The sequence below is a fragment of the Halomonas sp. LBP4 genome (assembly GCF_003202205.1).
Classification (GTDB): Bacteria; Pseudomonadota; Gammaproteobacteria; order Pseudomonadales; family Halomonadaceae; genus Halomonas; species Halomonas flagellata.
In genome coordinates this window covers 365,809-390,776 of the sequence record NZ_PDOG01000004.1, presented here as the reverse complement: position 1 = coordinate 390,776, position 24,968 = coordinate 365,809, and the positions used below count along the sequence as shown (strand labels likewise).

Sequence of the window (24,968 nt, the reverse complement as noted above, 5' to 3'; positions counted from 1 at the left end):
CCTGGCCTCTTTCGCTACCGAGGTCAGAATCACCAACGCCTTCACCGAAGCCATTAACCGCCTGGCCAAGGATAAGAACCGTGAAGCCGGGGCTACTCATTCGAGGGGATACGAGCCCGGATGCTTTACACCCTTTGACGTCTGGAAATCCATGCGCGAAAGGCTCAGGCCGAGGCGACGGACTCGGGCGCGGCCAGGCGGGCGGCTGGATAGACACAGCGGAACCGTGCGCCCCGGCCGGGACGGGACTCGATCTCCAGGCGGGCGTCGTGGCGCAGCAGCACGTGCTTGACGATGGCCAGGCCCAGGCCGGTACCGCCGGTGGCGGCGCTGCGCCCCTTGTCGACCCGGTAGAAGCGCTCGGTGAGCCGGGGGATGTGCACGGGGTCGATGCCGTCGCCGTCGTCCTCCACCTCCACGCAGGCGCCCTGGGGATGGGGCTTCCAGCGCAGGGTGACCTGGCAACCCTGGGGGGTGTAGCGCACGGCGTTGAAGGCGAGGTTGGAGATCGCGCTGCGGATCTCCTGCTCGCTGCCGATCAGCCGCCGGGCTTCCTCGACCTCCACCGTGATCCGCTGGCGCCCGGCGGAGAGCGCCTCGGCATCGCGGCGCACGCTCTCCAGCAGTGCGTCCATGGCCAGCGGCGTGTGGTCGTCGCCCCCCTGGTCGATCTCCAGCCGCGAGAGCAGCAGCAGGTCGTTGACCAGGTTCTGCATGCGCGTGGTCTGCTCCTGCATCTGGGAAAGACCGCGGGCGAAACGCGGCGGCAACCGGTCGGCGCCGTTCTCGGCAACGTAGCTCGAAAAGGTCTCCAGGTAGCCGGCCAGCACGGTCAGCGGCGTGCGCAGCTCATGGGAGACGTTGGCCACGAAGTCGCGGCGCATCTGTTCCAGGCGATGCAGGCGGGTGATGTCGCGGGCCATCAGCAGGCGCTCGTCGTCACCGTAGAGGGTGATCTGGAACTGCAGGATCAGCCGCTCGTCGATGGGCGAGGGCAGGGTCAGGGGGTCGCGGTAGTCGCGGGCATTGAAGTAGGCGACGAAGCGCGGGTCGCGGATCAGGTTGGTGACGTGCTGCCCGCGGTCGTGGGCGGCCTGCAGGCCGAGCATCCGCGCGGCAGCGCTGTTCCACCACTCCAGGTCGCCGTGGCGGTCGAGCATCACCACGCTGTCGCGCATCGCCTCGGAGGATTCCTGGATGCGCTTGAGGGTGCTGCGCAGCCGGCTCTGGGTGAGGCGCTGGCCCTTCTGGTAGCGGTAGAGGCGGTCGAACAGCTCGCCCCACAGGCCACCGGCGGCGGGGGGCTCGGCCTGGGGATTGTGGGTCAGCCAGGCGTGCAGGGCATGCAGTCGGCGCAGGTGGTGGAGCAGGCAGAGGGCCAGGCCGACGGCGAGACCGAGCCCGGGGGCCGAGAGCGGCCAGCCTGCCAGGGCGCCGAGGCCGGCGAGCAGGCCCAGGCGCCAGAGTTCACGGCTCCAGAGGCGCACGTCAACCCTTGGCGGAGAACCGGTAGCCGGTGCCACGCACGGTCTGGATCAGGTGCTGATGGGTGTCGCCCAGTGCCTTGCGCAGGCGGCGGATATGCACGTCCACGGTACGCTCCTCGACATAGACATTGCCGCCCCATACCTGGTCGAGCAGCTGACCGCGAGTATAGGCGCGCTCCTGGTGGGTCATGAAGAACTGCAGCAGGCGATACTCGGTGGGGCCCATCTCCACCGCATGGCCGCGGGAGCTGACCCGGTGGCTGACCGGGTCGAGCAGCAGCCCCTCGACCTCCACCGGCTCCTCCACGCCCCGCGGCGTGGTGCGACGCAGCACGGCCTTGAGGCGTGCCACCAGTTCCCGCGGCGAGAAGGGCTTGGTGATGTAGTCGTCGGCGCCGGCCTCGAGCCCCTGGATCTTGTTGTCCTCCTCGCCCTTGGCGGTGAGCATGATGATCGGCAACTCGGCGGTGGCCTCCTCGCGCTTGAGGCGCCGGGCCAGCTCGATGCCGCTGGTACCGGGCATCATCCAGTCGAGCAGCACCAGGTCGGGCTGGCGGTCCACCACCATGGCGTGGGCATCCTGGGCATTGTCCGCCTCGAGGACGCGATAGTCGGCCATCTCCAGCGCCACGGCGATCATCTCGCGGATCGACGCTTCATCATCGACGATCAGAACGGTCTTGGCGGTCATCGCGGGGCCTCGTGGTCAATGACGGTCGATGACGATGACATCATGCCATGATGACAGTTGGATGACAGCGCCGCCATGGCCCCTCCAGCCACAGGGCTATTTGTCCCCGACGCCCCGTACGTTGGTAACTGTGATTGCCCTGCCCTCAGCCGGCGGTGGGCCAGAGGCTGAGCGCGATACCGGCGAAGACCACCAGGCCCGACCAGTGATTGTTGAGGAAGGCCTGGAAGCAGCGGTCGCGTTCCCGGTGGCGGATCAGGAACTGCTGGTGGACGAAGGTCGCCGCCATGGTCGCCAGCCCGAGCCAGAAGAAGCCGCCCAGGGCCAGGCGGGCGCCGGCCCAGGCCAGCAGGACGAGGGTCAGCCCCTGCAGCAGGCCGATCATCAGCCGGTCGGCGCGGCCGAACAGCACGGCGGTGGACTTGATGCCGATCTTCAGGTCGTCGTCGCGGTCGACCATGGCGTATTCGGTGTCGTAGGCCACCGTCCAGGCCACGTTGGCGGCGAACAGTAGCCAGGCCTCGGCCGGCACCGTCCCCAGTACCGCGCCGAAGGCCATGGGAATCGCCCAGGAGAAGGCGGCCCCCAGGAACAGCTGGGGCAGGTGGGTGTAGCGCTTCATGAAGGGGTAGATGAAGGCCAGCACCACCCCCACCAGCGACAGCATCACCGTGAACAGGTTGGTGAACCACACCAGCACGAAGGCCGCCGTCACCAGGACCAGGAACAGCGCCTGGGCCTCGCCCTCGCTGATCCGTCCCGTGGCCAGGGGACGGTTCCTCGTGCGCTTGACGTGGCCATCGAAGTTCCGGTCGGCATAGTCGTTGACCACGCAGCCGGCGGCGCGCATCAGGTAGACCCCGGCGACGAAGATCAGCAGCACATCGCGGCCGGGCACGCCCTCGGCGGCGAACCACAGGGCCCAGAGGGTGGGCCACATCAGCAGCCAGGTGCCGATGGGGCGGTCGAGGCGCGTCAGGTGCAGGAAGTCGGGCACTCGGGCCAGGCCCTTGGGGCGCATCAGGGATCGGTCCATCTCGTCCTCGTGATATCCGGTTTGGCTGCCCGGGAGCCTAGCGCGAAGGCAGCCCCAGGTCATCCGCCATGCGATCGAGAAAGAACTCCTGCACCAGCACCGCGAAGTGCCCGTGGCGGAACACCGAGCGTCGCCCCCAGGGGCCGCCGTCCGGGTGGAAGGGCGGCGGTGAGGCGGTGACCTCGATGGGGCTGCGTTCGAGATCCGGCAGGCGGAACAGCCAGCTGCCCAGCGAGCGCTCGCCGAGCCGGTCGAGGCGCTGGCCACGCAGCCGGGCCAGCGGCGCCACCGACCGGGCCACCACCCAGGGGCGCCCGTCGAGGCAGAGCGCGACCTCCCGGCGCCAGGCGTGTCGGGGGAAGGGGATACCCAGTGCCCGGGCCTCGTCGCGTCGGGGCCGAATCAGCCGCTGGTCGAGCAGCCGGACCCGGAAGGCGCGTTCACCACCGGCGACGATCAGTCGTGCGGTGAGGGAATCGCGCGAGGCGATCCACTGCCACCAGTCGGGACTCATGGCCGGACGGGCCGCCGCCAGGGGGCGCCAGATGGGGCAGGATGGGCTGGTATCGGACGTCTGGCCGTCGTGCACCGGGTCGCTCCGCGTCACTGTGTCTATCCGGGGCTGTGGAGGGGCGCGTAGTGTAACATGTCGTCCCCAGACGCTTCCCCGTGGTAGCCCCGGCGTGGGCCCAGTGCACGAAGGAGTTCCATGAGCGCTCCCCTGACCATCATCGGCTCCGGCATGGCGGGCATCGGCCTGCTCCGCCAGCTGCGGGCCCTGGACGCCGAGCGTCCCGTCACCCTGATCACCGCCGACAGTGGCGACGATTACTCGAAGCCGCTGCTCTCCACCGGCTTCGCCAAGCATCTGCCCCCGGGGCGGCTGGCGGCTCGCTCGGCGCTGGAAGTGGCCGACCGGCTGGGTGCCGTGGTGCGCACCCACACCCGGGTCGACGCCATCGACCCCAGGGCCCGCACCCTGCGCCTCGGGGAGGAGCGCCTGCCCTGGAGCGAGCTGGTGCTGGCGACCGGTGCCAGGCCGGCACGGCCCTTTGCCATTCCCGAGGCCCTGCACGATCGTGTCTTCACCATCAACGACCTGGACGACTATCGCGCTTTCCACGCCGCCCTGACGGCGCTCGGTCGGCCGGCGCGGGTGGCGATCATCGGCGTGGGGCTGGTGGGCTGCGAGTTCGCCAACGACCTGACCGCCGGTGGCCATCGGGTGAGCCTGGTGGCGCCGGAGCAGGCGCCGCTGCCGAGGCTGCTGCCCGAACCCCTGGGCCGCGCCCTCGGCGAGGCCTTCGAGGCGGCGGGCATGCAACTGCATCTGGGGCGTCATCTGGATACGCTGGAGGCGGCGGGCACCCATGTCGGCGTGGCGTTGAGCGATGGCAGCCGGCTCGCGGCCGACCTGGTGCTGGTCGCCACCGGGTTGCGGCCCCGCTCCGACCTGGCCGAGGCGGCCGGGCTCGCGGTCGGCGACGCGGGCATCCTCACCGACCGCCTGCTCGCCACCTCGGCCCGCGGGGTCTTTGCGCTGGGCGACGTGGCCTGCGTCGACGGGGTCAATGCCATGTATGTCCTGCCGTTGCAGGCCAGTGCCAAGGCCCTGGCCAGGACGCTGGCCGGGACCCCCACGCCGGTGGCCTATGGCGCCTGGCCGGTGCTGGTCAAGACGCCATTGCTGCCGGTGGTGGCGTTGCCGCCGGCCCGGTCGCCGGCACGCTGGCGCATCGAGGGGGAGGGGGGCGATCTGGCCGCCTTCGCCGAGACCGAGGACGGACGTTTGATCGGATTTGCGTTGACAGGGGCCTGCGTCCGTCGGAAAGTCGAACTGGCGCGGGCGGCCCCGCCGTTGCTAGGCTAGTGTCGTCAACGACGGCGCCCCCGGCGCTTGGGCCGGGTCTGCTGCGTCGTTGCTGATTGGTGTCATTCGCATGTCGTCATTCCGATCGCGCGTCACCCGACCCGGATGGAGTGTTCTGGGGAGGCCGCATGCGAGTGATACAAAAAGCAGGGTGTCATCGACTCAGATATCAACAACAACACCGGCGAGCGATCTCGCCGGGAATCAAGCCAATACCAGGAGGGCTGTATGCGTAAACCAGAACTCGCTGCGGCGATTGCCGAGCGTGCCGATCTCTCCAAGGACAAGGCGAGCCAGGTGCTCAACGTGATCCTCGACGAGATCACCGGCAGCGTGTCCCAGGGGCAGGATGTCTCGTTGATCGGCTTCGGCACTTTCACCGTGCGCGAGCGCGCCGCTCGGACCGGCAAGAACCCCCAGACCGGTGCCCCGCTCAAGATTCCGGCCAGCAAGACCGTGGCCTTCAAGCCGGGCAAGGGGCTCAAGGACGCCGTCACCCAATAGGCCATCTCGAAAGCCAGCCGGTGCTCTGAAGCGGCCCGCGGGGACGCGGGCCGCAGGACCATCTCCTCACCACTCCTCGGGCGGCGGAATCGACATGAAGCTGCGATTGATGCTCTGGCTGCTGGGACTGCTGCTCAAGCGTGCCCTGCGCCGCAAGCCCCGTTTCCGCGAACTGCTCACCGACATGCGTGGCCTCGACTGGGGCATCGGCACCGAGGACCTCTCCATCGCCCGTCATTACCGCATGACGCCACGCGGCATCCGCACCGGCGCCGGGCTGCCGGTGGATCTCGACCTGGAGCTGCGCTTCGAGGACGAGGCCACGGCCCTCAGGGTACTCAAGAAGCCCACCCAGCAGGCCTTCCTCGACGGCATGATGGCCGGCACCGTGCGCCTGGTCGGCGACTCCGGCGACCTGCAGAGGCTGCAGCGGCTGCTGAAGCACCTTTGAACGCCCAAGGGGTTGCCTGACGTTGCGGCTTTCCCGGCGACAGGTCTACGCGGAGGCGCTGTGAACCCCTCCCTGGGCGCTACATTCTTCTTCCCTGAAGAATGACCTCCGCTCCGACCTGTCCCCGGCGTCGCTCGCATCAGTCGTAACACGCTATCATCCTGCTCGGTGCTCGGCCCTGTCACACCTGCCCATAGCGCCCCGCCTCCTCGCCGAGCCAGCGACGGATCAGTGGCCGGCTGGCCTCGGGGTGGGTGGCGAGCAGTGCCTCGGCCAGTGGCGAGACCCGCTCGAGCAGATCGGCATCGCGCTCCAGGTCGGCGATCTTCATCTGGGCGAGCCCGGTCTGGCGGGTCCCCAGCACCTCGCCCGGGCCGCGAAGCTCCAGGTCCTTCTCGGCGATGCGGAAGCCGTCGGTGGTTTCGCGCATCACCGACAGGCGCTCCCGGGAGTGGGCCGAGAGCGGCCCGTGGTAGAGCAGCACGCAGAAGCTCTCGGTGGAGCCGCGCCCGACCCGTCCGCGCAGCTGGTGGAGCTGGGAGAGCCCCAGTCGTTCCGGGTTCTCGATGATCATCAGGCTGGCGTTGGGCACGTCGACGCCCACCTCGATCACCGTGGTGGCCACCAGCAGGTCCAGCTCGCCGGCCTTGAAGGCGTCCATCACCGCGGCCTTCTCGGCCGCCTTCATGCGCCCGTGGACCAGCCCGATGGAAAGCTCCGGCAAAGCCTCGGTGAGTTCGTCGCGGGTCGCCTCGGCGGCCTGGCACTGCAGCGCCTCGGACTCCTCGATCAGGGTGCAGACCCAGTAGGCCTGGCGGCCCTCGGCGCAGGCATGGCGGATACGCGCCACCACCTCGGGGCGGCGCTCGTCGGGCACCACCACCGTCTTCACCGGGGTGCGGCCGGGCGGCAGCTCGTCGATCACCGAGACATCCAGGTCGGCGTAGGCGCTCATCGCCAGGGTGCGGGGGATCGGCGTGGCGGTCATCACCAGCTGGTGGGGTGTCAGCCCCCCGGCCTCGCCCTTCTCGCGCAGCGCCAGGCGCTGGTGCACGCCGAAGCGGTGCTGTTCGTCGACGATGGCCAGCCCCAGGCGCTGGAAGTGGACGTCGCCCTGGAAGAGGGCATGGGTGCCCACCACCATGCGCGCCCGGCCATCGAGGATCGCCGCCTTGGTGTCCAGCCGCGCCTTGCCCTTGAGCTTGCCGGCCAGCCAGGCGACCTCGATGCCGAGCGGTTCGAACCAGGCGCGGAAGGCGCGGTAGTGCTGCTCGGCGAGGATCTCGGTGGGCGCCATCATCGCCGCCTGGCAGTCGCCGGCGATGGCCGACAGGGCGGCCATCGCCGCCACCACCGTCTTGCCCGAGCCCACATCGCCCTGGACCAGGCGCAGCATCGGCATTTCGCGCGCCAGGTCGGCCGCGATCTCGTCGAGTACCCGGCGCTGGGCGGCGGTCAGCGAGAACGGCAGCTGGGTGAGAAAGCGCGCCTGCAGGCCGCGCCCGCTGGGCAGCCGGGGAGCGCCGTCGGCCTGGATGCGCAGGCGCACCTCGCGCAGGCTGAGCTGGTGGGCGAGCAGCTCCTCCAGGGCCAGGCGACGGCTGGCCGGATGACGGCCGCTGGCGAGCTGCTCGGGGTCGGCCTCCGGGGGCGGCTGGTGCAGGGCCCGCAGGCAGTGGTGCAGCTCGGGCAGGCCGAAGCGCCTGCGCAGCGCCTGGGGGAGCCAGTCGGGCAGCGCCTCCGGGGTGGCCTCGAGGCACGCGAGAGCCTGCTCGATCAGCGGCCGCAGCCGCGTCTGGTGCAGCCCCTCGGTGGTCGGATAGATCGGCGTCAGGTGATCCTCCACCGGCGGGGCATCGCTGCTGAGCAGCCGATACTCCGGATGGTAGATCTCCAGCCCGGTGGCCCCGGCCCGGGCCTCGCCGAAGCAGCGCACCCGCGCGCCGGGGCGGAACTGCTGCTGCTGGGCCGGCGAGAAGTGGAAGAAGCGCAGGCTGAGGATGCCGGAGCCGTCGCGCAGCCGGACCAGCAGGCTGCGCCGACGACCGCGGACCACCTCGCCGGCCACCACCTCGCCCTCTACCACCGCCTCGTGCCCGGCACGCAGGGTGCCGATGGGGGTGATGCGGGTGCGATCCTGATAGCGCAGGGGCAGGTGAAACAGCAGGTCGGCTACGCTGGCGATGCGCAGCCGGGCGAGCTTCAGCACCAGCGCCTCGCCGACCCCCTTGAGTGACGTGACCGGTGCATCAAGGGCATTTATGTCAGCGCTCATGCCGGCTCGGGTTCGGTCTCGCGGCAGCGAGCGATGGCGTCGGTCACGGCATCGATGGCCCTGGGCCGCGGGAAGCTGGCCCGCCAGGCGACGGCCACGGTGCGGGAGGGTGACGGCGGGCTGAACGGCCGGCTGGTCAGCAGCCCGCTCTCGTAGTGGCCGGTGCCGATGGCCGAGCGCGGCAGTACCGTGATGCCCAGCTTGGAGGCCACCATGTGACGGATGGTCTCCAGCGAGCCGCCTTCGGCGGTGAGGGTATTGCTGGGGCTGTTGAGCTTGTGGCTGATGGCCGGGCAGGCCTCGAGGATCTGGTCGCGGAAGCAGTGGCCCTCGCCCAGCAGCAGCAGGCGTTCCTCGAGCAGGGCCTCCTTGTCGATGCTCTCCCGCTCGGCCCAGGGATGGTCAGCCGGGATCAGCACCTCGAACTCCTCCTCGTAGAGCGCCTTGGTGACCACGTCGGTCTCGGTGAAGGGCAAGGCGATGATGATGGCATCGAGCTCGCCGTTTCTCAGCTTGCGCCTCAGGTTGCCGGTGAAGCCCTCCTCGATGTAGAGCGGCATCTGCGGGGCGCCGGCGGCCAGTGCCGGCACCAGGTGCGGGAACAGGTAGGGCCCGATGGTATAGATGGCGCCGATGCGCAGCGGGCTGGCCAGCTGGTCGCGGCCGGCCGTGGCCAGCTCCTTGATCACGCTGCTCTGTTCGAGCACGCGCTGGGCTTGCTCGACGATCTTCTCGCCCAGCGGGGTGACCTGCACGGTTGACTTCGACCGCTCGAACAGCGCCACGCCCAGCTCTTCCTCGAGCTTCTTGACCGCCACCGACAGGGTCGGCTGGGAAACGAAACAGTGCTCTGCGGCGCGCCCGAAGTGGCGTTCCTGGGCCAGGGTTACGATGTAGCGAAGTTCTGTTAGAGTCATCTTGGTGCCGGTAGGCATCCTCTCGATACGGGTGTTGCCCCGACGCACGGGGGCGCGATGCACAGGGACAGAATAATGCCAATAGGGACTTTTTATCAGGGGGCGAGGGAAAGGTGAAGAAGACGACTCTCATTCTGGGCTGTGGCGATATCGGCATGGCCCTGGGACAACGGCTGCAGCGGGCAGGCCAGCGGGTGATCGGCGTACGGCGCAACACGGCGGCCCTGGAAGGCAGTGGCCTCGAAGCCGTGTCCGCGGACCTGGGCGACGCCCCCCGCCTGGCCGAGCTCCCGGATGCCGACGTGCTGGTCTATGTGGTCAGCGCCGATCACTTCGACGAGGAGGCCTATCGGGCGGCCTATCCGGGCGGCCTCAAGGCGGTGCTGGCCGAATACGCCGGCCGCGGCAAGCGGCCACGTCATGTCTTCTTCGTCTCCTCCACCAGCGTCTACGCCCAGCAGGACGGCGAGAAGGTCGATGAAGCCAGCCCCACGGCGCCATCGGGCTTCTCCGGCCAGTTGATGCGCGAGGCCGAGCAGGCCCTGATCGATCACCAGCTGCCGGGCACGGTGGTGCGCTTCTCGGGCATCTATGGCCCCGGTCGCGACCGGCTGATTCGCCAGGTGAGCGAGGGGCGTATCGCGCCCGCCAGCCCGGCCATGTATACCAACCGCATCCACCGCGATGACTGCGCCGGCGTGCTGGCGCACCTGATCGGCCTGGCGCTGGCCGGCGAGCCGCTCCATGAGCTCTATCTCGCCAGTGACTGCGAGCCGGCGCCGTTACACGAGGTGATGACCTGGCTGGCCAGGCAGCTCAAGGTCGAGGCCACCGAGACCATCCAGTCGCCGCTGCGCCGCCGGGCCAGCAAGCGCTGCGACAACGCCCGCCTGCTGGAGAGCGGCTACGTCTTCCGCTACCCGAGCTACCGCGAGGGCTATGCCCAGGTGCTCAAGGAGAGTGGCTTTCTGCAACACCTGAAGGCTTGACTGTGCTGCCTACCAAGGGTGGCGATAGGTGACCGAATAAGCTTCTAACCCGTTGTTGGGCGGCTTGATGTGGGCATTGGAGTAATGCACGGCACTGATGCCCAGCTCGCCCCCCTTGCCCAACTTCACCCCGGTGGCAATGCGTGACTCGAACTGGAAGGCGGTGGACAACTCGCGCGACTCGACTCGGGTATTGAGAAACAGTCCGGCACCGACGCTCCCCTCGACAAATATCGAGCGCTCTCCGGCGAAGGTATAGCGGAACGCCGGGGTCAGCACCCAGGCCGCATTATCGTCTTCGTCGTCGCCGGGAAGTAATAGCACGCCGGTGGCCAGGCGCAGGCTGAGTTGCGGGTGCCAGTGGCTGAGGTCGTAATCGCGGTCGAGGGTGACTCTCAGCGCCGGGGTGCTGACACTGGTGGACCCGAGCTCAAGACTCGGGTCCGCATAGGCGTCGGTGGTCATGATCAGTGGCAAGAGCGCGAGAGCAACGGCGAGGGTGAGGGCGGGGAGTGGGGAGACGTTCATGTTGACTCCTTTGGCAAGGCCGTTCGAGCGAGGGTAACGTAGCACCCCCCCCGCTGCTGGGGCACCGAGTGTATCAGTGCAAGCTGATTAAAGCGCCATTCAAGGGACGTGCTTAGGCATGTAGTCGCGGGCGGATGGAGCGCCTTACGCAGCAGGGTGACATGGGGCAGGAACGGGCGCCTCGGGGGCGTGAAACCGCATACCGTCAGCTCTTTCCAGAGGGTCTGGTACAGGACTTCCAGGCCCGGGGCCGGTGACTGACTGCCCAGCCACAGTATGCCGCCACGCCTGAAGTAGCCAAGATGGTCCAGCGTCCACTGACCGGTTGGACAGCCGAAGTGTCGGGTCAAGGTGATCAGGCGCGAGGCCCGCGCCGGGGAGACATCGCCGAGAAACGCCAGGGTCAGGTGCAGGGCCTCGTCGCGCGGGCGGCGCCCGCCGCACGTGCCCTGCACCTGCCGCGCCAGCGTGGCCAGCTCGTGGCGCAGTGCCTCATCGGGCCACAGGCCGAAGAACAACCGCATCATTTCAACGCTGGTCTGTTGCGAAAATTGGCGAGCGAGGGTCAGCCACCTTCTAGTCGCCGATGACCATCACCGCCTCGGCTTCCACCTGGCTGCCCTTGGGCAGCGCCTTCACCCCCATGGCGGCGCGGGCCGGGAAGGGGGCGCTGAAGAACTCCTCCATCACCCGGTTGACGATGGCGAAGTTGTCCAGGTCCACCAGGTAGAGGTTGATCTTGACGATCTCGCCGAGCGACCCGGCGGCCTCCTCGCAGACGGCCTTGAGGTTGGCGAAGACCTGGCGGGCCTGGGCCTCGAAGTCGTCGGAGACGATCGTCATGGTGGCCGGGTCCAGCGGGATCTGGCCGGAGAGGTAGACGGTGTTGCCGGCCTTGATGGCCTGGGAGTAGGGGCCGATGGCGGCAGGCGCCTTGTCGGTATTGATCACGGCCTTGTTGCTCATGGGGTTCTCCGCGTTGTCGTTCGATTGAGGACGTTCGATAAGGATCGTTGAGAAAAAGGGAACCCGCCCGCCGTGTCCCCGGCGCGCGGCTCCCCAGGGAATGAGTCAGTTGCCGACGCGCGAGATCCTGCCGATGTGGGACAGGTTGCGCAGGCGCTTGATGATCCTGGCCAGATGGACGCGGTCGTGCACCGCCAGGGTCAGGTGAACGATCGACAGCCGGGCGTCACGCTCCTCGATGCCGATGCGCTCGATGTTGGCCCCGGCGTCGGTGGCCAGGCCGGCGAGTTCGGCCACCAGGCCGCGGCGGCTCTCCACTTCCAGCCGCAACGCGACGGGGAAGTCCTCGTCGACCTCGTCGGACCACTCCAGGGCGAACAGCTTGTCCGGGTCGCTCTTCAGCTCGCCGAGATTGCGGCACTCGGTGCGATGCACCACGATCCCCTTGCCCACCGAGAGATGGCCGATCACCGGGTCGCCGGGCAGCGGATGGCAGCAGCGGGCGAACTTGATCACCATGCCCTCGGCACCGCTGATCACGATGGGGCCGTGGGGCCGGCCCTGGCGATCCGCCGTCGCGCGCGCATCGCCATGCTGCAGGTCGATCAGCCGGCGTGCCACCACATGGGCGACCCGGGTGCCCAGGCCGATGGACTCCAGCAGGGAGTCCTCGTTCTTCAGCGTGAGCTCGGCCAGCAGGGTGCGGAGCGGGCCGTCGGGCAGCTCCTCCAGGCTGGTCTCGAAGTCGGCCAGGGACTTGTTGAGCAGGCGCCGGCCGAGCTGCACCGCCTCGGTCTGCTGCTGGTGCTTCAGGGCATGGCGGATCGCCGAGCGTGCCTTGGCGGTGATCACGAAATTGAGCCAGGCCAGGTTGGGCTTGGCCCCGGGGGCGGTGATGATCTCCAGGGTCTGGCCGCTCTCGAGCCGGGTGGAGAGCGGTGCCAGGTGGCGGTCGATGCGGCAGGCGATGCAGCTGTTGCCGATATCGGTATGCACGCTGTAGGCGAAGTCGATCACCGTGGCGCCCTGGGGCAGCTCCATGATGTCGCCCTTGGGCGTGAAGACATAGATGTCGTCGGGGAAGAGGTCGTTCTTGACGTGCTCGATGAACTCGAGCGAATCCCCGGCGTGGCGCTGCATCTCCAGCAGCCCCTTGACCCAGGCCCGGGCCCGGGCATGGCTGCCCTCGGCGATGGGATGCTCGGTCTGGCCGGCCTTGTAGAGCCAGTGGGCGGCGATGCCGTTGTTGGCCATCGCCTCCATCTCGCGGGTGCGGATCTGCACCTCGATGGGCATGCCGCTCGAACCGAACAGGGTGGTGTGCAGGCTCTGGTAGCCGTTGGCCTTGGGGATGGCGATATAGTCCTTGAAGCGGCCCGGCACCGGCTTGTAGAGGTTGTGCACCACGCCGAGGATACGGTAGCAGCTGTCGACGTCGTTGGTGATGATGCGGAAGCCGAAGACGTCCATGATCTCGGCGAACGGCTTGCGCTGGTCGCGCATCTTCTTGTAGATCGACAGCAGGTGTTTCTGGCGGCCGACCACGGTGCCGGGCAACCCCTCGTCGTCGAGGCTCGTCTGCAGGGCATTCTGGATCTGGCGGATCGCCGAGCGGCGGTTGCCGCGGGCGCTGGAAACGGCGCGCTTGATGCGCTCGGCGCGCATCGGGTGCAGGGCCTGGAAGGAGAGGTCCTCGAGCTCGACCCGGATGGTGTTGATGCCCAGCCGGCTGGCGACGCGGGCGTAGATCTCGAGCGTCTCGCGGGCGATGCGGCGCTTCTTCTCGGGGCGCAGGGCGCCCAGGGTGCGCATGTTGTGCAGGCGGTCGGCGAGCTTGACGATGATCACCCGGATGTCCCGGGACATCGCCAGCACCATCTTCTGGAAGTTCTCGGCCTGGGCGACCGCCTTGTCCTCGAAGGTGATCTGGGTCAGCTTGGAGACGCCGTCGACCAGTTCCGCCACCGGCTTGCCGAACTGCTCGGCCAGGGCCTCCTTGCCGACCCCGGTGTCCTCGATCACGTCGTGCAGCATGGCGGCCATCAGGCTCTGATGGTCCATGTGCATGTTGGCGAGAATGTTCGCCACGGCCAGCGGATGCGTGACGTAGGGCTCGCCCGAGCGCCGCCGCTGGCCGTCGTGGGCCTGCTCGGCGTAGTAGAAGGCACGCTTGACCTGCTGGATCTCGTCCGGGGGGAGGTAGCCGCCGAGTCGGTCGGCCAGGTCATCGATGGTGAACATGCGGCGCGCCCTGAATCCTGCGTGAGAGCCCTACGAAGTGAGGCGGCGGGAAGCCGTCGTGCGGGATCACTCCTCGGCGGCGAGACCCGGCTCGGGTTCGCGGCGGATGCGCACCGGCGCCTCGACCGGTTCGTCGAGCACGTTCTCGTCGATCAGGCCTTCGGCGATCTCGCGCAGTGCCATCACGGTGGCCTTGTCGTTCTCCCAGGGCAGCAGGGCGTCGCGGGAGCCGCGGGCCAGCTGGCGGGCACGCTGGGTGGAGATCATCACCAGCTTGAAGCGGTTTTCGACGTTTTCCAGACAATCTTCGACTGTGACTCGCGCCATGGATGCCTTCCTGAATGCTGGTGGGGAATCGGCGCCGGACCCGCGGTGAGGGCGGTCGCGGGCCAGGATTCCACCAATGGATAGACCCAATAGGTTACTCGACCCTCGGTTCCCCTGACAAGCGCCGCGGCGGGGGGGTCAGGATAAGCGCCTGCGGCTGGGGTTATGGCAAGCGCCTGCGGCTGGAGGTCAGGATAAAAGTGCCGCGAGCAGCGGGCCGTGACGCTCGCGGATCTTCTCCAGGGTCAGGCGGCGGGCGATGACCAGCGACTGGAGCTCGCGCAGGGCGGTGGTGAAGTCGTCGTTGATCACCAGGTAGTCGTACTCGTCGTGGTGCGACATCTCCTGGATCGCCTCGCGCATGCGCCGGGCGATCACCGCGTGCTCGTCGGTGCCACGGCTGGCCAGGCGGTGCTCCAGCTCGCTGCGGGAGGGCGGCAGGATGAAGATCGAGACGGCCTCGGGCAGCTGGCTGCGCACCTGGCGGGCGCCCTGCCAGTCGATCTCCAGGATGACGTCCTGGCCGGCACCCAGCATGGCTTCCACCGCCGGGCGGGAGGTGCCGTAGTAGTTGTCGAACACCCGGGCATACTCGAAGAACTCGCCCCGCTCGATCATTGCCTCGAAGCCCGGTACGTCGACGAAGTGGTAGTTGACGCCGTCCACCTCGCCGGGCCGGCGCTCGCGGGTGGTGTGCGAGACCGATACCTGGATGCCGTCGAGGCTCTCGACCAGTTCGCGCACCAGGCTGGTCTTGCCGGCACCGGAGGGGGCGGAAACGATGAAGAGTGTACCTTGGGCCATGGGCATGCGTCCGATCGAGCCGCTTCGAGGAAGGGCGTACATTATCGCACAATGCCCCCCGGCTTCTACCTGGATGCCTGGCTCCTTCGGCCGTACCGCCTCCCACGCTCCCTCCCCTCGACGACTCGAGCCCGGCGACGGTTGGCGCCGCCGTGCGTCGTTGGCTTACCGGACCCCTGCCCCGGCTGGGGCGGTATTGGCGATCCGGACTCCCAGCTTGTCGGTGAGCAGCTCGAGGGCATGCTGGGCGGCTACCGAGTTGCCGTTCGCGTCGAGAGCCGGGGACCAGGCGCAGACCGACAACCGGCCAGGCACGATGGCGACGATGCCGCCACCGACGCCGCTCTTGGCCGGCAGGCCCACGCGGTAGGCGAAGTCGCCCGCGGCATCGTACATGCCGCAGGTGAACATGATCGAATTGATCCGGCGCGCCAGGTCCGGTGTGATGAACGACTTGCCGGTCGCCAGGGCGTGGCCGTCGGCGGCGAGGTAGTTCATGGCGACGGCAAGGTCGAGGCAGCTCATGCGTAGCGAGCAGCAGGAGAAATAGGCGTCGAGGACAGCGTCGACATCGTTGTCGATATTGCCGAAGGCCTTCATCAGGTAGGCCATGGCGGCATTTCGGGAGCGGTGCTGCCATTCCGACGCCAGCACGTGCCTGTCGATCAGGATCGAGGGGTTGCCGGACAGCGTCCTGGCGATGTCCTGGATATGCTTCGAGGGGGTGGCGAAGGCGCTGACCAGGTGGTCGGCGACCACGATGGCGCCGGCGTTGATGAAGGGGTTTCGGGGCCTGCCGCGCTCCGCTTCCAGCTGCGCCAGGGAGTTGAACGGCATCCCCGAGGGGTTGAGGCCAACCCGTTCCCACAGCGCGTCCCCGTGCGCACGCAGGGCCAGGGTCAGCAGGAACACCTTCGACAGGCTCTGGATGGAGAACGGCTCCTGCGCATCGCCAGCCGTGTACTGCGCCCCGTCGGTGGTGCAGATCGCGATGCCGAACCGGTTGGCATCCTGCTCCGCGAGCGCCGGTATGTAATCGGCGACGCGGCCCTGCCCCAGTGTCTCCCGTGCGCGTCGGTCTATCTCCTCCACCCATGACTGCATCGTCAGCATGATGCCAGGCCTCGGGTCGAAGCGCGTTTCGTGCAGGTATTCATGCGTTGTAGTGACCCCTGACAGGGACGAGAGGGGGGCCCGGCCATGGCCGGGCCGGTTGAGGTCTAGCTGGACGAGGGGCTGGCCGCCGCCGCCCGCTGCCGCGACTGCAGGTCCTCGGGCTCGATGTCCCAGGCGGCCGGGTCGATGTCCAGGTCGGTGAACTTGCTGGCATCGAAGATGGGCTGTTCGGCGCCGGCGGCGATCTGCGCGTCGAAGTCGCGCATGACCCTGAGGCCGGGCTTGAACAGCATGATCAGGGCGATGAGGTTGGCCAGTGCCAGAAAGCCCATGGTCACGTCGGCGAAGCCGAACACCGTGCCCAGGTCGGTGGTGGCGCCCCAGGCGCAGAGCGCGATGATGGCGACACGGAAGCCATTGAACAGCGTCGCGTTCTGGCGGCTGAAGAAGTTGAGGCTGTTCTCCCCCAGGTAGTAGTTGTAGAGGATGGTACTGAAACCGAACAGCAGCAGGGCGATGCTGACGAAGCTGCGCCCCCATTCGCCCACGTGCTCGGCGAGCGCGGCCTGGGTCAGCGCCACGCCGCCGATATCGGCGGTGGTGGCCGGGTCGTAGATACCGCTGAGCAGGATGGTGAAGGCCGTGGCCGAGCAGATGATCAGGGTATCGATGAACACCGAGAAGGCCTGCACGATGCCCTGGTTGGCCGGGTGCGGCACGTAGGCGACCGCCGCCACGTTCGGCGCGCTGCCCAGCCCCGCCTCGTTGGAGAACAGGCCGCGCTTGACGCCCATCATGATGGCCGCGCCGATGCCGCCGCCGATCGCCTGCTCGAGCCCGAAGGCGCTGTTGACGATCAGCATGATCACCTCGGGGATGCGGGTGATGTTCAGGGCCAGCACCACGATGGCGACCAGCAGGTAGCCGACCGCCATCACCGGCACCAGGACTTCCGTCACCCGGGCGATCCGCTTGACGCCACCGAAGATGATCAGGCCGACGATAATGGCCATGGCGACTCCGGTGAAGAGCACCGGCACGCCGAAGGCATCGTCCACCGAGGTGGCGACGGCATAGGACTGCAGGGCGGTGAAGCCGAAGCCGAAGGTGACCAGCAGCAGCACTGAATAGAGGCTCGCGAGCCACTTCCAGTTGCTGCCCAGTCCGCGGGCGATGTAGTACGCCGGGCCGCCCCGGTAGGTGCCATTGGGTTCGGCCGTCTTGTAGGTCTGGGCGAGGGTGCATTCCAGGTAGCTGGTGGCCATGCCCATCAGGCCGACCACCCACATCCAGAAGATGGCGCCGGGGCCGCCGAGGGTGATGGCGACCGCCACCCCGGCGATATTGCCGCCGCCGACACGGCCGGCCACGGACAGGAGCAGGGCCTGGAAGGAACTCAGGTGGCCGTGCTTGTCCCGTCTGAACGCCTGGCTGGCACTCAGGATCCGGAACATGCGACCGAAGTAGCGGAACTGGACGAAGCGGGAGGCGAGGGTGAAGCCGATACCGACCGCGATCAGCAGCACGATCAGTATCTTGCCCCAGAGTATATCGTTGATGACATCCAGCATGATGAATCTCCACCGGTGGTTGTTGTTGGCATGGAAAGGTGCGCAGTGGCCGTGTTGGCCGTCGCCGTGGTTGTTAATCGTCTCTGTCGTTGCCGGGCTTTCCGGGGCCCGTGGGTCGTCACGAGCCGACAGATACAACGCAAATGGCGTGCCATCCGGCCGAAAAGATTTAACCCGTTGTTATGGAAAGGCTATTGGCGATGGCCTGCTGGCCGGGGCGAGACGAAGGGGTATAACCGTGGGCTGCCAGGTGCCTGCATCAGGCATGGAAAAGCCAATTAATACAGCATGATACGCCAGGTTATAACCAGGGTTATGGGTATGGCGCCGGTTATAGGGGTTGGCGGCTGCCTAGTCGTCCGGCCTGCCATCGCGCATCTTCTTCAGCCGCTTGCTCAGCGCCGGCTGGGAGATGCCCAGCAGGCGCGAGGCGATGGACTGGTTGCCCTCGGCGCGCTTCATCGCTTCGTCGACCAGCAGGTCGGCGACCGCATGCAGTGTCGGCAGGGGTTCGTCGGGTGCGAATGTGGCGTGCCGGGCGACAGGGCTGGGCAGCGGCGTGTCGCCCGTGCGCTGCATGGCGCGCTTGAAGACCTCCATGGACAGGGTCCTGGAGCGGTGCACGCTCATGGCATCGAAGGCCATCGCGCGCAGTTCGCGGACATTGCCGGGAAAGGAGTAGGTGGAGAGCAGCACGGGCAGTTCCGCCGGGAAGGTCGGCTTGCTCTTGCCGAGCTCGTCGGCCGCTTCGGCGAGGAAATGCGCCAGCAGCAGCGGGATGTCCTGCTTGCGTTGTCGCAGGGGCGGTACCTGGACCTGGTGCGTGCGCAGCCGGTAGTAGAGGTCCTTGCGAAACTCGCCCTGGCGCTGCTTCTCGTCCAGGTCCTGGTGGGTCGCCACCACGACCCGCGCCCGCAGGCGCTTGGGACGATCGCTGCCGAGCGGGTAGTAATCCCCCTCCTGGAGCAGGCGCAGCAGCTTGACCTGGGAGGCCCGGCTGAGATCGCCGATCTCGTCGAGGAACAGCGTGCCGCCGGCGGCCTGCTCGATCATCCCGGCGCGTGGCTGGTCGGCGCCGGTGAAGGCGCCGCGCTGGTGGCCGAACAGGGTGTCGGCGAAGACGTTGTCATCCAGCCCCGCGACGTTGACGCACACCAGGGGCCCTGCGCGGCCGCTCAGGTCATGGGCGGCGCGGGCGATCAGTTCCTTGCCCACGCCGCTCTCGCCACCGATCAGGATCGGCTGGCTGGTTGGCGCCACCGACTCCAGGTACTGGAAAACCGAGCGCATGCCCTTGTCGGCGGTGACGATGTGGGCGAAGGCCTCGGGGTGCTCCAGGGTATCGTTGAGGAAGCGCTTGCGCAGCTCCTGGTTCTCCTGGCGCAGCTCCTGCAGGCGAATGGCGCGCTTGATGCCCTCGAGCAGCCGGTCTTCCTCGTCGGTCTTGACGAAGTAGTCGAAGGCACCCTGCTTGATGCAGTTCACGGCCGTTTCCACCTGGTTCAGGCCGCTGATCACGATCACGCCGACATCCGGATGTTCCTCGACGATGCGGGCCAGCAGCTGCTCGCCCGAGAGGTGGGGCATGGTCAGGTCGAGGGTCACCAGGCCGATGTTCTCGCGTTCCAGCAGCGTCAAGACCTCCCGGCTGTCCTGGCAGCGGTGGATGTTGGTGATGCCGCCCGAGCGCTCCAGCGCGATGCTCAGGCTGCGCAGGAAGGAGGGCTCGTCATCGACGAGCAGCAGGCCAAAGGAGGGGTAGAGATTCTTCGTCATCGGACGCTTTCCACCTACAGTCCAGGAGTGCGTGGCTTCTCGTGCGGCGCTCTTGCGCTGTTTCAGCCCGGCGCCGGGGGCGACGGCGCCTCGGCGGGGGGCGGTTGCGGCGGTACCGGCAGGGCAAGGGTGACGGTGGTGCCCTCTCCCGGGCTCGACGCGAAGGTCAGGGTGCCGTGGTGCTCACGCACGATACCGGCGGAGACGGACAGTCCCAGTCCGGTGCCGCCGCATTCGCGCCGGGTGGTGAAGAACGGGTCGGTCAGCAGGTTCATCGACTCGGGGTCGATGCCCCGGCCCTGGTCGCTCACCTCGAGGAGCACGCAGCGCCTGTCGCGATCGTGGCGGGTGGTCAGGACGATGGCCTGCTCCATGTCATCCAGGGCCTGGCAGGCATTCAGCACCAGGTTGATCACCACCTGCTCGATGCGCTGGGCATTGCCTTCGATGGCGGGCAGGTCTTCCGCATAGTGCGTGGCGAAGCACCGGGTGGCCTGGCGAATCGAGGTGTCGACCAGACGAATGGCGGTGCCCACGACCTCGTTGAGGTCCAGCGCTTCTGCCTGGCCCGGGCTGCCTTGCCGAGCGAAGTCCTTGAGATCCCCGACGATGCGCCTGATGCGCTTGGTGCCCTCCAGCATGTCGTCGAGCATGTACGGGATCTCGTCGCGCATGCGTGAATACTCGAGGCCGCCGAGCGTGAAGTCGCCATGGGTGCGGTAGTGCGCTTCGAGAATCGGCTGGGCGTCGGCATAGGCATCGCGCAGTACCGGCAGGTTGAGCAGCAACAGGCTGCTGGGGTTGTTGATCTCGTGGGCGACGCCGGACACCAGAATGCCGAGAGACGTCATCTTGTCGGCCTGGATCAGTTGCTGCTGGTGCAGGCGCAGCTCCTCGGTGCGGCTGGCGACCTGTCGCTTGAGCATCCGGTTCCAGACCACGATACCGCCCAGGATCAACAGCAGGGCCGCGGAGGCCGCCGCGCCGACCTGGCCGATCTTCTTCCAGGGAATGCCGTCCGGGGCCTCCAGGGGCCCCAGCCACTTGTCGTAGATCGCCTGGTGGCGGCCGGTGTTCTTCAGGATGGCCAGCCCCTCGCTGAACTGGGCGAGCAGGTTCGAATCGCCTCGTTTCACCGCGTAGCCGTAGCGCAACGAGAAGGGCCTGGCCACCGGCACGATGTTGGTCAGCCCCAGCTCCCGGCCCAGGTAGAGCGCCGGCAGGTTGGCGACCAGGGCATAGTCATGCTGACCCGAGGCCAGCAGGCGCAGGGCATCGGCATGGGTATCCGTGGTGATCAGCCGTGCGCCCACGTCGTGCTCGACCAGGTAGTCGTGCATGATGTCGCCGCGCTGGACGATCACCTCCTTGCCCCTCAATCCCTCCACCTCCACGGCCGGGTCGCCGCGGCGGGCGAAGATCGATTGATGCACGATGGCGTGGGGTGGGGCGAAGTCGAACTGCCGGGCGCGTTCCTCGGAGTAGGACATGCCCTGGAGGATGTCGATCTCGCCGCTTACCAGGCGGCGGCGCATGTCGCCCCAGACGCCGAGCTCGATCTGCACCTCGATGCCCATCAACTCGGCGATGGCCCGGGTCAACTCCACGTTGTAGCCGGTGGGCTGGCCGTCCTCGTCGAGGAACTCGTAGGGCGGGTGGTAGTGATCTCCCCCGACGACGATGGTGGCGTCGCTGCGGCCTTCGTCGGCGGGGGACGATTCTTGCCCCCAGCCCGACAACGGCGTCAGGGGGAGACTGACGACCACCGCGATCGCCCACAGCAGGCCCGATGCGGCGGGGGCAGTCGTACGTCGTGATGGCGCCTGTCTTGCCGTCATCGGCCGTTACTCGATGTTCTGGATCTGCTCGCGCATCTGCTCGATCAGCACCTTCAGCTCCACGGCGCAGCGGGTGGTGCTGGCGACCACCGCCTTGGAGGAGAGGGTGTTGGCCTCGCGGTTGAGCTCCTGCATCAGGAAGTCGAGTCGCCGCCCCACCGGGCCCTTCTGGCCCAGCTGACGCTCGACCTCGGCGACATGGGTCGCCAGGCGGTCGAGCTCCTCGTCGACGTCGGCCTTCTGGGCCAGCAGCACCAGCTCGGCCTCGAGCCGCTGGGGCTCGAGGTCGGCCTTGACCACCTCGAGACGCTCCAGCAGCTGGGCGCGCTGGCGCTCGAGGATCTCCGGCATCAGCCGACGTACCTCGGCCACCTGGGCGTTCACCGCCGCCAGCCGCTCGCGGATCAGGCCGGCGAGCTTGTCGCCCTCGCGGGCGCGGCCGGCGACCAGGTCGTCGAGCGCGGCCTCGAACAGCGCGGTGGCCTCGGCCTTGACGGTCTCGAGGTCCGGGCCCCGGGCATCGAGCACGCCGGGGTGGTCGAGCAGGGCCAGGGCATCGGGCATGGGGGCGTCGCTCACCACGCCGCGCACCTCGGCCAGGGCCGCGGCCAGGGCCTCGAGCCGTTCGCGGCTGACGGCCAGGGTCGCCGCGTCGCTGGCCGGCTCGAAGCGCAGGGTGCACTCCACCTTGCCGCGGGCCAGGCGCGAGCGGAGCCCCTCGCGGAACACCGGCTCCAGGTCGCGCAGGCACTCCGGCAGGCGGAAGTGGGGGTCCAGGTAGCGCTGGTTCACCGAGCGCAGCTCCAGCTGCAGGCTGCCCCACTCGGCTTCCCGGCCCAGGCGGGTAAAGGCGGTCATGCTGTGAGCCATGGGAACTCCTGATGCGTCGCGGCGGTGGGGCACCAGTGTACCCGATTAAGGGTGTAGAATGGCGGCCCCCAGGCCGACGCGGCCATGATGCCCAACCGAAAGACGAGAGATTCTATGCGCCCCAGTGGACGACAGCCCGACCAGCCCCGCGAGATCCGCCTGACCCGTGACTATACCCGCCATGCCGAGGGGTCGGTGCTGGTGGAGTTCGGTGACACCCGGGTGCTGTGCAACGCCAGCGTCGAGGCCGGGGTGCCGCGCTGGCTGCGCGGCAAGGGACAGGGCTGGGTCACCGCCGAGTACGGCATGCTGCCCCGTGCCACCCATACCCGCGGCGGACGCGAGGCGGCCCGCGGCAAGCAGGGCGGCCGTACCCTGGAGATCCAGCGGCTGATCGGGCGCTCGCTGCGGGCGGCGGTGAACCTCAAGAAGATCGGCGAGTTCACCATCACCGTGGATTGCGACGTGATCCAGGCCGATGGCGGCACCCGCACCGCCGCGATCACCGGTGGCTGCGTGGCGCTGATCGACGCCATCCGCTACCTGCAACGCGAGAAGAAGCTCAAGGGCGACCCCTTCAAGCAACTGGTCAGCTCGGTCTCGGTGGGCATCTTCCAGGGCGTGCCGGTGGTGGACCTCGACTACCCCGAAGACAGCGGCGCCGATACCGACATGAACGTGGTGATGGCCGAGAGCGGCGGGATGATCGAGGTGCAGGGCACCGCCGAGGCGGGCACCTTCTCCCGCACGGAGCTCGACGCCATGCTCGACCTGGCCGAACGGGCCGGGGCCGAGCTGTTCGCCCATCAGCGCGAGGCCCTGGGGATTCGTCGCTGACATGGCGTTGGCGCGAATGGCGGGGGGACAGGCCGAAGCGGAGGTCCTGCGCCAGGGGTGAGGAGCACTGCTCCGAACGGGCTGGCCATGGATGGCCAGCACCGGCCCTGCAAGCGGAGCAGGATGCGAGAGCGCAGCTGGGCGCAGGTAGCGCCCAGGGATGGGTTCACAGCGCCTCCGCGAAGGCCTGTCGACGGAACAGCCATGAGCCACTACCTAACGCATTGCGCCGGCCTTATTGGGCCGGCGCAATGCGTTCCGGCCGGAGCCGGAGCGGCGACGAAGGGGCGCGATCAGAGCGTCAGGTCGTACTCGACGATCAACGGGGCGAACTCGGAGAAGGTGGCGTCGGTATCGATCCAGGCATCGATCACGTGGCGGCGGAAGTTGGGGCCCACCACCTGGTAGTCGATGCGCCAGCCTTCCTGGCGCGAGCGTGGCTGGTCCTGATCCAGGGCCGGCCACCAGGTGTACTCCCCGGCGTCGCGGTTGATCTCGCGGAAGGTATCGATGAAGCCAGTGGGGCCGAAGACCTGGTCCATCCAGGCGCGCTCCTCGGGCTTGAAGCCGGGAGTGGTCTGGTTGTCCGCCCAGTTGGCCAGGTCGATGGTCTTGTGGGCGATGTGCCAGGTGCCGCAGATGATGTATTCCCGACGCTTGCGGGCCATCTTGGCCAGGTACTCCTGGTACTGGGCCATGAAGGTCTGCTTGGCGGTCGGGTCGCTGCCGTCGGGCATCAGGAAGCTGGCGATGCTGAAGCGGTCGTAATCGGCTTGCAGGAAGCGGCCTTCATGGTCGCACTGCGGGAAGCCCAGGCCGTACATGATGGCCTTGGGAATCTTGCGGCAGTAGAGCCCGACGCCGGAGAAGCCGTCCTGCTCGGCGTCGAGGAAGTAGCCCTCGTAGCCTTCCGGGTAGAGGATACTGTCGTCCAGCTCGAAGCTCTTGGCCTTGAGGTTCTGTACGCAGACGACATCGGCATCCTGGTCGGCCAGCCAGTCGAGAAAGCCCCGACCGACCGCCTCCCGAATGCCGTTGACATTGATGGTGGCGATTTTCATACATGGTCCCTTTTGCGTCGCGCGTGTATGATACCCGACGTTTCGACGTTTGGGTAAATGGCCTTTGCCCATGAACATGATATAGAGAGGCCGAGGTGGAGAATTCCGGCGTGTCCAGGCAGCAGAACGGCGAGTTGCAAGCCTACCAGCGAGAGTTCATCGAGTTCGCCATCGAGCAGGGGGTGCTGCGCTTCGGCGAGTTCACCCTGAAGTCGGGCCGGGTCAGCCCCTACTTCTTCAATGCCGGCCTGTTCCGCACCGGCCGGGCCCTGGCCAGGCTGGGGCGCTTCTATGCCCGGGCCATCGCCGACAGCGGCCTGGCGATCGACGTGCTCTTCGGCCCCGCCTACAAGGGGATTCCGCTGGCGGCTACCACCGCCGTGGCCCTGGCCGATCACCATGATCGTGACCTGCCCTACGCCTTCAACCGCAAGGAGGCCAAGGCCCATGGCGAGGGCGGCAGCATCGTCGGCGCCGAGCTCGACGGCCGCGTCCTGATCATCGACGACGTCATCACCGCCGGCACCGCCATTCGCGAGGTGATGGGGCTGATCGAGGCCGCAGGGGCACGGGCCGCCGGCGTGGTCATCGCCCTGGACCGCCAGGAGCGCGGCAACGGGGCGATGAGCGCCATCCAGGAGGTCGAGGCCAGCTACGGCATGCCGGTGATCAGTATAGTGACGCTGGACATGGTCCTGGCCTATCTTGAACAGCATGCAGGCGATGCACTCCAGGGTCATGCGGCGGCCATTCGTGACTATCGCGCGCGCTACGGCGTGCAGGCCGACTGACCCGATGCACAGCAGTCACGCC

General features: G+C 67.9%; 24 protein-coding genes. 6 read left to right on the top strand and 18 right to left on the bottom strand.

Annotation, left to right across the window (positions count from 1 at the left end):
• Positions 1-164: 164 nt before the first annotated feature.
• The 4 genes from phoR to CR157_RS15210 all read right to left on the bottom strand — a co-directional run bounded on the left by phoR (position 165) and on the right by CR157_RS15210 (position 3,821).
• Complete coding sequence (gene phoR, locus CR157_RS15225; protein ID WP_110284366.1) at positions 165-1,487, bottom strand: phosphate regulon sensor histidine kinase PhoR; 1,323 nt, start codon at positions 1,485-1,487, stop codon at positions 165-167.
• A gap of 1 nt (position 1,488) precedes the next feature.
• Entirely contained in the window at positions 1,489-2,178 is a 690-nt protein-coding gene (gene phoB / locus CR157_RS15220; protein ID WP_110284365.1) for a phosphate regulon transcriptional regulator PhoB, read from the bottom strand.
• A gap of 145 nt (positions 2,179-2,323) precedes the next feature.
• Positions 2,324-3,214 carry a 4-hydroxybenzoate octaprenyltransferase gene (gene ubiA / locus CR157_RS15215; protein ID WP_110284364.1) on the bottom strand — a complete coding sequence of 297 codons (891 nt, stop codon included), beginning with the start codon at positions 3,212-3,214 and terminating at the stop codon, positions 2,324-2,326.
• 37 nt (positions 3,215-3,251) lie between these two features.
• Positions 3,252-3,821, bottom strand: coding sequence for a chorismate--pyruvate lyase family protein (locus tag CR157_RS15210; RefSeq protein WP_373681024.1), 570 nt, complete (start codon positions 3,819-3,821; stop codon positions 3,252-3,254).
• Positions 3,822-3,923: 102 nt separating this feature from the next.
• Between CR157_RS15210 and CR157_RS15205 the strand changes: the two genes are divergently transcribed.
• The 3 genes from CR157_RS15205 to CR157_RS15195 all read left to right on the top strand — a co-directional run bounded on the left by CR157_RS15205 (position 3,924) and on the right by CR157_RS15195 (position 6,039).
• Positions 3,924-5,084 (top strand): NAD(P)/FAD-dependent oxidoreductase, encoded by a 1,161-nt coding sequence (locus CR157_RS15205; protein WP_110284363.1) that lies wholly within the window; start codon positions 3,924-3,926, stop codon positions 5,082-5,084.
• Between the two features lie 168 nt (positions 5,085-5,252).
• On the top strand, positions 5,253-5,588 hold the full coding sequence (locus CR157_RS15200; protein WP_219999963.1) for an HU family DNA-binding protein: 336 nt from the start codon (positions 5,253-5,255) through the stop codon (positions 5,586-5,588).
• Positions 5,589-5,682: 94 nt separating this feature from the next.
• On the top strand, positions 5,683-6,039 hold the full coding sequence (locus CR157_RS15195; protein WP_110284361.1) for a hypothetical protein: 357 nt from the start codon (positions 5,683-5,685) through the stop codon (positions 6,037-6,039).
• Between the two features lie 181 nt (positions 6,040-6,220).
• On the opposite strand, the gene recG is transcribed toward CR157_RS15195, so the two are convergent.
• Positions 6,221-8,314 carry an ATP-dependent DNA helicase RecG gene (gene recG / locus CR157_RS15190; protein WP_110284360.1) on the bottom strand — a complete coding sequence of 698 codons (2,094 nt, stop codon included), beginning with the start codon at positions 8,312-8,314 and terminating at the stop codon, positions 6,221-6,223.
• Positions 8,311-9,231 (bottom strand): LysR substrate-binding domain-containing protein, encoded by a 921-nt coding sequence (locus CR157_RS15185; protein ID WP_110284597.1) that lies wholly within the window; start codon positions 9,229-9,231, stop codon positions 8,311-8,313. Before CR157_RS15185 ends, recG begins: the two co-directional genes overlap by 4 nt.
• A gap of 113 nt (positions 9,232-9,344) precedes the next feature.
• Between CR157_RS15185 and CR157_RS15180 the strand changes: the two genes are divergently transcribed.
• Complete coding sequence (locus CR157_RS15180) at positions 9,345-10,220, top strand: SDR family oxidoreductase (protein WP_110284359.1); 876 nt, start codon at positions 9,345-9,347, stop codon at positions 10,218-10,220.
• Between the two features lie 9 nt (positions 10,221-10,229).
• Here the strand turns inward: CR157_RS15180 and CR157_RS15175 are convergent, their stop codons facing one another.
• From CR157_RS15175 to CR157_RS15125, 11 genes are all read right to left on the bottom strand, one after another.
• Positions 10,230-10,748, bottom strand: a complete 519-nt coding sequence (locus CR157_RS15175) for an acyloxyacyl hydrolase (protein ID WP_110284358.1) — start codon at positions 10,746-10,748, stop codon at positions 10,230-10,232.
• Positions 10,745-11,275, bottom strand: a complete 531-nt coding sequence (gene thpR, locus CR157_RS15170) for an RNA 2',3'-cyclic phosphodiesterase (protein WP_110284357.1) — start codon at positions 11,273-11,275, stop codon at positions 10,745-10,747. The genes CR157_RS15175 and thpR overlap by 4 nt, the downstream gene beginning before the upstream one ends.
• Before the next feature lie 49 nt (positions 11,276-11,324).
• Positions 11,325-11,714 (bottom strand): RidA family protein, encoded by a 390-nt coding sequence (locus tag CR157_RS15165; protein WP_110284356.1) that lies wholly within the window; start codon positions 11,712-11,714, stop codon positions 11,325-11,327.
• Between the two features lie 105 nt (positions 11,715-11,819).
• Complete coding sequence (locus tag CR157_RS15160; protein ID WP_110284355.1) at positions 11,820-13,955, bottom strand: RelA/SpoT family protein; 2,136 nt, start codon at positions 13,953-13,955, stop codon at positions 11,820-11,822.
• 66 nt (positions 13,956-14,021) lie between these two features.
• Positions 14,022-14,282: a DNA-directed RNA polymerase subunit omega gene (gene rpoZ, locus CR157_RS15155; RefSeq protein WP_110284354.1), complete on the bottom strand. Its 261-nt coding sequence runs from the start codon at positions 14,280-14,282 to the stop codon at positions 14,022-14,024.
• A 189-nt stretch (positions 14,283-14,471) separates the two neighbouring features.
• Entirely contained in the window at positions 14,472-15,086 is a 615-nt protein-coding gene (gene gmk / locus CR157_RS15150; protein ID WP_110284596.1) for a guanylate kinase, read from the bottom strand.
• A 165-nt stretch (positions 15,087-15,251) separates the two neighbouring features.
• Positions 15,252-16,199 (bottom strand): glutaminase B, encoded by a 948-nt coding sequence (gene glsB / locus CR157_RS15145; protein WP_306766784.1) that lies wholly within the window; start codon positions 16,197-16,199, stop codon positions 15,252-15,254.
• 107 nt (positions 16,200-16,306) lie between these two features.
• Positions 16,307-17,773: an alanine/glycine:cation symporter family protein gene (locus tag CR157_RS15140; RefSeq protein WP_110284353.1), complete on the bottom strand. Its 1,467-nt coding sequence runs from the start codon at positions 17,771-17,773 to the stop codon at positions 16,307-16,309.
• 351 nt (positions 17,774-18,124) lie between these two features.
• The gene (locus CR157_RS15135; RefSeq protein WP_110284352.1) at positions 18,125-19,549 is read right to left on the bottom strand and encodes a sigma-54-dependent transcriptional regulator; all 1,425 of its coding nucleotides are present in this window, start codon (positions 19,547-19,549) and stop codon (positions 18,125-18,127) included.
• Positions 19,550-19,611: 62 nt separating this feature from the next.
• Entirely contained in the window at positions 19,612-21,387 is a 1,776-nt protein-coding gene (locus tag CR157_RS15130) for a transporter substrate-binding domain-containing protein (protein ID WP_110284351.1), read from the bottom strand.
• 6 nt (positions 21,388-21,393) lie between these two features.
• Positions 21,394-22,257: a YicC/YloC family endoribonuclease gene (locus CR157_RS15125; RefSeq protein ID WP_110284350.1), complete on the bottom strand. Its 864-nt coding sequence runs from the start codon at positions 22,255-22,257 to the stop codon at positions 21,394-21,396.
• A 114-nt stretch (positions 22,258-22,371) separates the two neighbouring features.
• Between CR157_RS15125 and rph the strand changes: the two genes are divergently transcribed.
• Positions 22,372-23,094 (top strand): ribonuclease PH, encoded by a 723-nt coding sequence (rph, locus tag CR157_RS15120; RefSeq protein ID WP_146218697.1) that lies wholly within the window; start codon positions 22,372-22,374, stop codon positions 23,092-23,094.
• Positions 23,095-23,387: 293 nt separating this feature from the next.
• Here the strand turns inward: rph and CR157_RS15115 are convergent, their stop codons facing one another.
• Positions 23,388-24,155: an exodeoxyribonuclease III gene (locus CR157_RS15115; protein WP_110284349.1), complete on the bottom strand. Its 768-nt coding sequence runs from the start codon at positions 24,153-24,155 to the stop codon at positions 23,388-23,390.
• Between the two features lie 110 nt (positions 24,156-24,265).
• On the opposite strand from CR157_RS15115, the gene pyrE reads away from it, so the two are divergent.
• Positions 24,266-24,946, top strand: a complete 681-nt coding sequence (pyrE, locus tag CR157_RS15110; RefSeq protein ID WP_258364190.1) for an orotate phosphoribosyltransferase — start codon at positions 24,266-24,268, stop codon at positions 24,944-24,946.
• The last annotated feature ends 22 nt before the right edge of the window (positions 24,947-24,968 follow it).